This is a genomic window from Streptomyces mayteni (assembly GCF_054783955.1).
Genome location: NZ_BAAGPR010000176.1, coordinates 1 through 9,987 on the forward strand (window position 1 = coordinate 1; position 9,987 = coordinate 9,987).

A 9,987-nucleotide genomic window follows, 5' to 3' on the forward strand; every position below is an offset into this window, starting at 1 on the left:
GGCATCGGCGGAGCCGCGAGGAGCGGTGCGGAGGACGAGGCGGACGCCGGCGGCGGGGAGGGCGCGGCGGGCACCGCGGAGGGCACGGCGGCGGGGGCGGGGGCGCGGCCCTGTCTGGCCTCGATGAGGGCGACCGCGGCCGGCGGCAGCCAGGCCGAGGCGCTGCCGCCGTCGTCGCTGACGGCGAAGAGGTGGGGGGCCAGCTCGGCCTGGAGGTCGGCCGGGGAAGGCCGCTCCTCCGCCTTGTGGGCCATCAGCGACTCGATCATCGGCCGCAGCTCGTCGGGCAGCCCGGACAGGTCGGGCCGCTCGCGCAGCAGCATGAACACCGTCTCGACCGGGTTGGCCCCGTGGTAGGGCGGGTGCCCGGTGGCGGCGAAGACCAGGGTGGAGGCGAGCGAGAAGACGTCGCTCGCGCCGTTGACGCTGCGCGAGTCCCGAGCCTGCTCGGGCGACATGTAGGCGGGGGTGCCAACCGCCACGTTGGTCATGGTCAGGCGGGTGTTGGAGACGCCGGAGGCGATGCCGAAGTCGATCACCCGGGGGCCGTCCTCGGAGACCAGCACGTTGGACGGCTTCATGTCCCGGTGGACCAGGCCCGCACCGTGGATGGACTGCAGCGCCTCGGCGATGCCGGCCGCCAGCCAGCGCACGGCGGGCACCGGCAGCGGGCCGCACTCGTTGACGATCTCCTCGAGCGAGGGGGCCGGCACGTAGGCGGTGGCCAGCCAGGGCACGGCGGCGCGCGGGTCGGCGTCGACCACGGCCGCGGTGTAGAAGCCGGAGACGGCCCGCGCCGCCTCCACCTCACGCGTGAAGCGCACCCGGAACAGCTGGTCCTCGGCGAGCTCGCTGCGCACCGTCTTGATGGCCACCCGCCGCCCGGACGCCGACCGGGCCAGGTACACCAGGCCCATGCCACCGGCGCCCAGCCGGCCGAGCACCTCGAACGGCCCGATCCGCCGCGGATCGTGCTGCGTCAGCTGCTCCACCACGTGCCTGACACCTCCCCGTCCTGGCGCCACTCCGCCGCCCTACGCAGCATCTCATTGCCCGCTGACACCTGCGGACCTCCGGGACGATTCTTCCCCCCGCGAGTGGCCGTGGCGAACCCGGGGCCTGGATTGAGCTATCTGTCATGAAATATCCAGAGCCGCCCCCCATTCGGCGGCGATCAAATCGCGCCGTGATCGCGCGTAGATAAGCTGACTTGCATGACAGGACAGGTAACGACCGTTGACGGCCGGGTCGCCGGCCGCAGAGGTCAGGCAACGCGGCAGAAGCTCCTCGACTGCCTGGGCAAGATGCTGGGGTCCGCCCCCTACCGCGACGTCAAGGTGATCGACGTAGCTCGCAAAGCGGGCACCTCGCCGGCCACTTTCTACCAGTACTTCCCGGATGTCGAAGCCGCCGTGCTGGAGATCGCCGAGGAGACGCTGCGCGAGAGCGCCGGCCTCGCCGAGCTCGTCGAGGGCCGCTCCTGGGCGGGCAAGGCCGGCTGGCGGACCGCGGAGGACCTGGTGGACGGCTTCGTCGCCTTCTGGCGCAAACACGACGCCATCCTGCGGGTCATCGACCTCGGCGCGGCCGAGGGCGACCGCCGGTTCGTCCGGATCAGGACCCGGGTGCAGGGGGCGGTCGCGAAGCCGCTCGCGGACTCCATCGACGAGCTGCGCACGCGCGGGCGCGCGACGGAGCAGACCGCGCCCCCGGTGGCGCTGGCCGGCTCGCTCGTCACGATGCTGGCCGCCGTCACCGCCCAGCCCAAGAGTCTCCAGGCGCTCGGCGCCAAACAGGCCGACCTCCGGCCCGCGCTGGCGCTGCTCCTCTACCTCGGCGTCACCGGCCGCAAGCCGACCACCAGGTAGCCCGCCGGGTAGTCCGCCAGGTCGACCATCGGGGCTCCGTTCGGGGCGACCGTCGGGTGGACCACCAGGCAGCGGTAGCCGCGGGCACGACGCGGGCGACGCCGCCCGGCCCCTGTCTCCGGGCCGGCGCGCCCCGCCGCGCGCACCGCGCCGGACACCCTCTGTCAGCCCTCCGACCGGCTGCGTATGCTCGTCGCCATGCCGCAGCCGCCCCGCGAACCGGGCCCCACCACCACTCCCGTGCACGTCATCGGCGCAGGCCCGGGTGGCCTCGCCGTCGCCGCCGCGCTCGGGCGCCGCGGGGTGCGCACCGTCGTCCTGGAGAAGTCGAACGACGTGGGCGCCGCCTGGCGCGGCCACTACGACCGGCTGCGGCTGCACACCACCAGGCGCTGGTCCTCGCTGCCCGGGCTGCGCATCCCGCGCTCCGCGGGCCGCTGGGTCCGCAGGGACGACTTCGTCCGCTATCTGGAGCGGTACGCCAAGCACCACGGGATCGACCTCGCCCACGGCGTCGAGGTCTCCCAGATATCCCGCGACCCCGAAGGCGAGGGCTGGCTCCTGGAGGCCAACGGCGGCCGCGTGCTGCGCGCCCCCGCCGTGGTCGTGGCCACCGGCTACAACCACACCCCGCTGCTCCCCGACTGGCCGGGCGTCGAGGGTTTCACCGGCCGGCTGCTGCACGCCGGCGACTACCGCGCGCCCGAGCCGTTCGCCGGCCAGCACGTGCTGGTGGTCGGCGTCGGCAACACCGGCGCCGAGATAGCCGCCGACCTGGCCTTCGGCGGCGCGGAGCGGGTGGCGCTCGCGATCCGCACCGTCCCGCACATCGTGCGCCGCTCCACCCTCGGCTGGCCGTCCCAGGCCAGCGCCGTCCTGGTGCGCCGGCTGCCGGTCGGCCTGGTGGACCGGCTCTCCCGGCCGATCGAGCGCTCCCTACCCGACCTCACCCGCTACGGGCTGCCCCGCCCGAGGACCGGCCTCTACTCCCGGGTGCGCGAGGGCGCCATCCCGGTGCAGGACGTCGGCCTCGTCAAGGCGGTCAGGAAGCGCCTGGTCCACCCGGTGGCCGCGGTCGTCTCGTTCGACGGCGCCGCCGTCAACCTGGCGGACGGCACCAGCGTCACCCCCGACACGGTGATCGCCGCCACCGGATACCGGCGCGGCCTCGAACCGCTGGTCGGCCACCTCGGCCTGCTGGACGGCAGAGGAAGACCCCTGGTGCACGGTAGACAGAGCCACCCGGCCGCGCCCGGGCTCCACTTCACCGGATTCACCAACCCCATCAGCGGCATGCTCCGCGAACTCGCCAGGGACGCCGAGAAGATCGCCGCCGCCGTCGCCAGGCGACTCTGACCCGGCCGCCGCCTCCGCCGGCACCCACCGCCACCGCCACCGCCCACCCGGCGCCGCCGGGACTCGGGCGCCCCTCCCCTGGTGGGAAGGGGCGCCAGCCGGTGATCCGCACTCGTCGAGGTCGGCCCACGACCGGGACGACGACCTCGACGTCCCCTCGCAACGCATCACCCCGCACCGCCCGATCCTGCCTCCAGGGAACCGGACGGAACCTTTCCTTAGGGTGATCAAGCCAGCACGGGTCGTCAATACCTGGCCGGAACCTTCCGTTCCCGTTCCGGTTCCCGGCGCGACTCGCGCCCGTCACCCGGCGCCGAACGCGGCGCCGAACCCGGCACCGAACCCGGCACCGAACGCGGCGGCGCACAGGACAGCTCGCACCAGACGCGCTTGCCGGCACCCTCCTCCTGCCACCCCCAGCGGTCGGCGAGCAGCTCCACCAGCTCCAGACCGCGGCCCCCCGTGTCCTCCCCCTCGGCGCGCCGCGGGCGCGGGGCGCGCGCGCTGACGTCCACCACCTCGAGCCGGACCGAGCCGGCCGCCCGGACGGCGATCCGCAGCACGGCAGGACGCCCCGTGTGCACCACCGCGTTGGTGACCAGCTCCGACACCAGCAGCACCAACGTGTCGGTCTGCGACTCGTCGGGCCGCGACTCGCCGGGCCGGGCCGGACAGGACCGCCCCCGGCCCAGCTGTGCCCGCACCCATCTTCGAGCGCGGCCCACCTCCGAGGGCTCGGGGGCGACTTCCAGTTGTTGCTCCAGCTCCTGCACCGCTCACACCATCCGAACCGGCGGACCATTCGCCTTCAACCGGGGCACAACCCCGGTCTCGCACAGCATGATTGACGGGCGAGTCGGACAACAAGCGCTTCAGGAATATTCCGGCGCAAAGGAGTAAGGGACCGCCACGGTGTGCGATCCCTGAATCGTTACTCCTTCGAACAGCGGCAGCACGAAAGCGGCGGCACGACAGGGCTGCCCGCCCCCGACTACGCCGGCAGCGAGGCGTCCGCGCCGCCCACCGCGGACTCCAGGTCCGGGTAGCAGTCGAAGAGCCGACGCACGCCGAGCGCCGCGAGCACCCGGTTCACGTGCGAGCCGTCCTCCGCGCCCCTGGCCGGCAGTATCAACCGCAGCTCGCCGGCGCACGACCGCATCAGCCGGCGCGCCGCCACCAGGACCCCGACGCCACTCGAATCGCAGAACAGCACCTCGGACAGGTCGAGCACCAGGTGCCGGCGCCCGTCCGCCACCGCGTCGTGCACGCGCTGCCTGACGCTCGGCGAGGTGGCCAGGTCGAGCTCGCCGACCACCCGCAGCACGGTCCACTCACCCCGCTGTTCTCCCCGCATCTTCAACGTCACCCGCGTGCAGCCCTTCTGTGCTCGCCCACTCGTCCACCGCCTGCCGTGCCGGCGCCGGAGGCCGGGAACGCCCGGCCCACTCTAAGTGCGCCACTGCCCACTTTCCGGAGGCCCACGCGTCATATGCCAACGCGCATGTGCCGGGAACCCGCCATTCGGCCACCCGAAAGAGGGAAGCTCTGACGAGAACCCCACCTCGGGCGCGCTGTTCCACGCCCGAGGGGCGCGCCCGAACGCCACCGCGCACTACATTTGACGCGACGCCGGGGTCCGAGGTTGTTCGCCGCACGGGATTCGCCGCGCGGGACGGGCTGTGTGGGCCGAGAGGGGGGGTTGCCGGATGGCGCACGAGACGCCGCCACTGTGGGACCGCGACATGCGTCGCCGGCTCCAGCGCGGCGAGGCCGCCGCCCTCGCCGAACTCTACGACCGGTTCGCCTCGCTGGCCTACGGGATCGCCCAACGCGTCCTGGACGACGAGGAGTTCGTCGCCGGCGTGACCCACGACGTGTTCGCCAGGCTGTGGGAGCACCCGCTGGACTTCGACCCGGAGCGCGGCCCGATGCGGTCCTGGATAGCGGAGGAGGCCCACCGCCTCGCGGTCGACCGGCTGCGCCGCCGCCCCGGCGTCGGCCGCGACCCGGAGGAGGTGGCGGCCAAGGTCCGCGCCGCCTCCACGGCGGCCCGCGCCGACTACATCGTCACGGCCATGCCGGCGCCCCTGCGGGACGCGTTGGAGCTCACCAGGTTCCAGCGCCAGGACTGCCGGCAGATGGCGGACCGGCTCGGCATCACCGAGACCGAGGCCCGCCGCCGGCTCCGCCTCGGCCTCCAGCTGCTCTCGTCCGCCCACCGGTACACCGCCGCCCCGGCCGCCCCGGCCGCCGCCGCCGAGCCCCCGGAGGGTTCGTGACCTCCGCCCCCAGGGGCGAGTCGCTGGCGTGCGACGGCCGGTCGGCTCGCGTACCCTCGCCGCGCGACCGGGATTCCCCACCGGGGCGACCTGAGCCCGACGGCTCCCGGTCGGTCCCCCCTCGGCGACGGGAGACGAGCGAGGCCATGTCGGACGAGCGGCACGAGCGAGCGCGGCGCGAGCCGCACCCGGCCGACCACCAGGAGCTGATGTCCCTGCTGGGCGCCTGGGCCCTCGCCGCCTGCGCGCCCGACGAGGCCGAGCGCGTCGAGTCCCACCTCAACGACTGCGCGGGCTGCGCCGAGGAGGCCCTGCGGCTGCGGGACGCGGCCACGCTCCTCGAACCGCAGGGCAACCTGGACCTCGACCCGCGGCTGCGCGGCCGGGTGCTCGACGGCTGCCTCGCCCGCCGCCCGGCCTCACTGCCGGTGCCGTCCTGGGCCGCCCCGCTTGACTCGGAGGCGGCCCGCCTCGACGCGCTGCTGAACGACATCACCGAGGACGAGTGGCGCACGCCCGTCGAGCTGCGCTGGTTCGACGACGAGGGCGGCTGGCTCGACCGGACCACCACGGTCTCCGGAGTGCTCGACCATCTGCTCGCCGTGGACGGCCTGTTGGCCCGCGCCATGGGCCTGCCCGACCTGCTGCGCGAGGCCGGCGACGATCCCGTCGACCGCACCCTCGCCCGCTGGGCGGACCCGCGCCCCGCCGTCGGGACGTGGCGGCCCTGGCGCGAGCAGACCCAGGCGCTGGTCCGCGCCGCGGCCGGCGCCGGCGGCCGCACCGGTGAGCGCACGGTGGAGCGGGCGCTGCTCGGCGACGAGGACCGGCTGCCGGGCGCCGGCCCCGAACTGCCGCTCTCCGACGCGTACCTGGACCGCGCCTTCGCCTGCTGGGTGCACGCCGACGACATCGCGCGGGCCGTCGAGTACCCGTACGGCCCGCCGCTCGGGCCGCAGTTGCGGCGGCTCGTCGACCTGGCGGCGCGGCGGCTGCCGGGGAGCATCGCCAGGCGGCGCCGCGCGGGGCTCGCCGTCTCGCAGCCCCGGCTGACCACCGCCGGCAGCCCGGGCCGCACCCTCCACCTGGAGGTCGAGGGCCCGGGTGGCGGCGACTTCTACATACCGCTCGACTCGCCGGTGGCCACCGTCTCCCGCACCGCCGCCCGCGAGGCGGTGGCGCATGTGGCCGTGGACGACGTGGTCTTCTGCCAGTTGGCCGCCGGCCGCATCACCCCGGACGAGGCGGCCTCCGCGGGCGAGGGCGACGAGCTGGTGATCCACGACGTGCTGAGCGCGGCGGCCGCGCTGTCCCGGCTGTAGCGGGCGCCGCGCGCCGGCGTCAGTCGAAGACGACGGTGCGGCGGCCGTTGATCAACACCCGGCGCTCGCTGTGCCACTTGACGGCGCGGGCCAGCGCCTGGCACTCCACGTCGCGGCCGACCGCGACGAGTTGGGCCGGGGTGAGCCCGTGGCCGACGCGCTCCACCTCCTGCTCGATGATCGGGCCCTCGTCCAGCTCGGCCGTCACGTAGTGCGCGGTGGCGCCGATCAGCTTGACGCCGCGGGCGTGCGCCTGGTGGTACGGCTTGGCGCCCTTGAAGCTCGGCAGGAAGGAGTGGTGGATGTTGATGATCCGGCCGGGCAGCCGCTTGCACAGGTCGTCGGAGATCACCTGCATGTAGCGGGCGAGCACCACCAGCTCGACGTCCTCGTCCTCGACGATCCGCAGCAGCCTGGCCTCGGCCTCCGCCTTGGTGTCGGCGGTGACCGGGATGTGGTGGAACGGGACGTCGTAGGAGGCGGACAGCTCGGCGAAGTCGGTGTGGTTGGAGACGACGCCCGCGATCTCGACCGGCAGCGCGCCGATCCTGGCCCGGAACAGCAGGTCGTTGAGGCAGTGGCCGAACCTGCTGACCATCAGCAGCACGCGCATCTTCTCGTCGGCCCTGTCCAGTTGCCAGTCCATCCGGAAGGTGTCCCCGACGGCCGCGAAGCTGGCCCGCAGCTTCTCCAGGGTGACCGGCTCGTCGGCCGCGAAGTGGACGCGCATGAAGAAGAGCCCGGTGTCGCGGTCCCCGAACTGCTGGCTGTCCTCGATGTTGCAACCGGTCATGAACAGGTAGCTGGACACGGCGTGCACGATGCCCGGCTTGTCCGGGCAGGAGAGGGTCAGCACGTACTGCGGGCCTGGGGCGGCGGCGGGGGTCGCGGACGAGGGCGTCATGCCGCCAAGCCTGGCACACCGGCCCCACCGGCCAGGACCAGGGCGGCTCACATGGTGTGCACGACCGTGGCCAGGTCCTGGAGGGAGCGCGGCGGCGTGTCCGGGTCCTCCCCGTCGTTGGTGGCGAGCAGGACGTGCGCCTCCCGGGCCGCCATGACCGCCTCGGGCCAGCCCTGCTGCTGGAAGTACCCGGAGGCGGGGGCGTCCGCACCGACCTGGTGCAGGATCCGCAGGAAGCGCAGCACGGCGACGTCGACCAGCGCGGCCTCCTGGCTGTCCCGGAAGACGGTGCCGACGTACTTCTCCGCCGACCAGTTGTCCAACCAGGTGTCCTCCACCAGCCGGTAGACGGCGTCGGTCACATCACCGAAGCCGGGTACGGCGGGGAGCCAGACCCCCTGTTGGAAGGCGGGGTCCGAGAGCATGTGCAGCGCCGAGCGCACGTTCGCGCGCCAACGCCACCAGGGCATGTCGTTGAGCGGCATGCCTGCCATGGTGGAGGAGCGACGGGGGTGACGGGAAGACCTTTCCGAACCTTGCACGGGAAACGATCGTACGGTCACAGCTGGTCCGAGGTGCGCTCCGGGAGGCCGTACTGGGCCGCGACCGGGCTCCAGAGCTGCGAAGCGCGCTCCTTCGCGGTGGTCGCGCGGCCGCTGGCGGCGTCGCCCTGGTTGGCCCGGTCGGTGTGGGTGGCGCTGCCGCCCTGGCAGACGGCGGGGTTGGTCCTGGCCTCGTCGGCCCAGGCCGCGTAGTGGTCGTCGGCCTCGGCCGACGCCTGCCACGCCTCGGTGAGCGCGGTGGCCAGCGCGGCGCCGTCCTGGACGGCGTCGAGGGACAGCACGTTGAGCTCCGTGACCAGCCCGTTGCGCTGGGCGGCGGCGGCGCGCAGGTCGTTCGCCGCGTTGTCGAGGTTGGCGCAGCCGCGGATGTCCCCGACGGCGCGGATGACGGAGTCGCGGCTCGCGCTGCTGTCGGCGAGCAGCGCGGAGAGCGCCTCGGCCTGAGCCCTGGCCTCGGGGTCCTCGGCCTCGTCCTCGGTGCCCGACTCGGGGCTGGCGTCGGCCACCTCCCCCTCGGCGGTGTCGCCACCCTCGGCCGGCTGGTCGCCGCCGCCCTCGTCCTCGACGGTCTGCCGCGGGCCGGCCGGCTGGTCGGACTCGTCCCCGCCGCCGCCCAGCAGGGCGCCGCCGATGAGGCCGAGCACGGCGCAGCCGACGATGACGGCGAGCGCGATGCCGAGCTTGTTGCGCTGGCGGGGCGGCTCGGGGTCGTAGTCGTTCCGGTACGGCGGCTGCGGGCCGCCGCCGGGCGGCTGGGCGGAGGCGTGGTCGAACAGCGCGCTGAACTGGCCGTGCTGCTGCGGCTGCTGCGGTTGTCGCTGGTACGGGTGGGGCTGGGCCTGGGGGTGCGGTCGTGGCTGCGGCCGCGGTCGGGGGGCGGCCTGGGGGGCCTGGGTGCCGGGGCGGATGGCGCGCAGCTGGGTGGTGGCGTCGTCGGGGACGGGCGGGATCAGCTGCGTCGCGGCCTCGTTGGCGTTGCCGGCGTTGCCCGGGACCGGCGGCATCATCTGCGTCGCGGCCTCGTTGGGATTGCCCGCGTTGCCCGGGACGGGCGGCATCATCTGCGTCGCCGCCTCGTTGGGATTGCCCGCGTTGCCCGGGACCGGCGGGATCAGCTGGGTGGCCGCCTCGTCGGCGTGGCCGCCGGCCGGGACCGGCGGGATCAGCTGGGTCGCGGCCTCCGCGTGGGGGGCCGCCGGGGGCCGCACCTGGGGGGTGAGCTGAGTGGCCGCCTGGTCGGGGCGGGCCGGCGGCGGGGGCGCGGTGGGCGGCATCGCCGGCGGCGCCGGCGGCGCCGGCGGGGACGCCGGCACCTGCGGGGTCAGCTGGGTGGGCGCGTAGCCGGCGACGGCCTGCTGGGGGGCGGCCTGCTGGGGGGCGGCCTGCTGGGGGAACTGCGGCGAGAGCTGGGTGGCGGCCTGGTCGAAGCGGCCGGGCACCGGCGGCACGAGGCGTCCTGTCGCCGGAGGCGAACCTGGCCGGTCGGGCGTGGCACGGCCGGGCAGGGCCCGGATCTGGGCGGTGACCTCGACCGCCGGGATGGCGGCCGTCTCGTCGTTCCCGACGGTGGGCGGCGGGGACGCCGGCCGGTCCGGGGTGGCGTGGCGTGGCAGCTCGCCGGCCGGCCGCCCGGCGGACGGCGGTACCGGCGGCGCGGCGGGCGCGGGAAGTCGGATCGTAGCCATGTCGTTCTGT

General features: G+C 74.7%; 10 protein-coding genes. 4 read left to right on the forward strand and 6 right to left on the reverse strand.

Annotated elements, in window-relative coordinates:
* Positions 1-995 (reverse strand): serine/threonine-protein kinase (locus ACYVPE_RS37730; RefSeq protein ID WP_461038360.1); only part of this gene is annotated, 995 nt, incomplete at its 3' end.
* A 219-nt stretch (positions 996-1,214) separates the two neighbouring features.
* Here ACYVPE_RS37730 and ACYVPE_RS37735 point away from each other — a divergent pair.
* A complete protein-coding gene (locus ACYVPE_RS37735; protein WP_461038361.1) occupies positions 1,215-1,868 on the forward strand; it encodes a TetR family transcriptional regulator in 654 nt (217 codons plus the stop codon).
* A gap of 198 nt (positions 1,869-2,066) precedes the next feature.
* Positions 2,067-3,224 (forward strand): flavin-containing monooxygenase, encoded by a 1,158-nt coding sequence (locus ACYVPE_RS37740; protein WP_461038362.1) that lies wholly within the window; start codon positions 2,067-2,069, stop codon positions 3,222-3,224.
* Between the two features lie 245 nt (positions 3,225-3,469).
* Here ACYVPE_RS37740 and ACYVPE_RS37745 read toward each other — a convergent pair whose 3' ends face one another.
* Both ACYVPE_RS37745 and ACYVPE_RS37750 read right to left on the reverse strand, forming a co-directional pair.
* Positions 3,470-3,997 carry an ATP-binding protein gene (locus tag ACYVPE_RS37745; protein WP_461038363.1) on the reverse strand — a complete coding sequence of 176 codons (528 nt, stop codon included), beginning with the start codon at positions 3,995-3,997 and terminating at the stop codon, positions 3,470-3,472.
* Between the two features lie 218 nt (positions 3,998-4,215).
* Positions 4,216-4,578 carry an STAS domain-containing protein gene (locus ACYVPE_RS37750; RefSeq protein WP_461038364.1) on the reverse strand — a complete coding sequence of 121 codons (363 nt, stop codon included), beginning with the start codon at positions 4,576-4,578 and terminating at the stop codon, positions 4,216-4,218.
* Positions 4,579-4,930: 352 nt separating this feature from the next.
* Between ACYVPE_RS37750 and ACYVPE_RS37755 the strand changes: the two genes are divergently transcribed.
* Together ACYVPE_RS37755 and ACYVPE_RS37760 are read left to right on the forward strand one after the other, a co-directional pair.
* The gene (locus ACYVPE_RS37755; protein ID WP_461038365.1) at positions 4,931-5,503 is read left to right on the forward strand and encodes a sigma-70 family RNA polymerase sigma factor; all 573 of its coding nucleotides are present in this window, start codon (positions 4,931-4,933) and stop codon (positions 5,501-5,503) included.
* 146 nt (positions 5,504-5,649) lie between these two features.
* The gene (locus ACYVPE_RS37760; protein WP_461038366.1) at positions 5,650-6,825 is read left to right on the forward strand and encodes a zf-HC2 domain-containing protein; all 1,176 of its coding nucleotides are present in this window, start codon (positions 5,650-5,652) and stop codon (positions 6,823-6,825) included.
* A gap of 19 nt (positions 6,826-6,844) precedes the next feature.
* Here the strand turns inward: ACYVPE_RS37760 and purU are convergent, their stop codons facing one another.
* From purU to ACYVPE_RS37775, 3 genes are all read right to left on the reverse strand, one after another.
* Positions 6,845-7,729, reverse strand: coding sequence for a formyltetrahydrofolate deformylase (gene purU / locus ACYVPE_RS37765; protein ID WP_461038367.1), 885 nt, complete (start codon positions 7,727-7,729; stop codon positions 6,845-6,847).
* 47 nt (positions 7,730-7,776) lie between these two features.
* The gene (locus ACYVPE_RS37770; RefSeq protein WP_461038368.1) at positions 7,777-8,223 is read right to left on the reverse strand and encodes an SCO4402 family protein; all 447 of its coding nucleotides are present in this window, start codon (positions 8,221-8,223) and stop codon (positions 7,777-7,779) included.
* A gap of 65 nt (positions 8,224-8,288) precedes the next feature.
* Positions 8,289-9,987, reverse strand: a 1,699-nt coding sequence (locus tag ACYVPE_RS37775) for a hypothetical protein (protein WP_461038369.1), incomplete at its 5' end; no start/stop codon positions are given.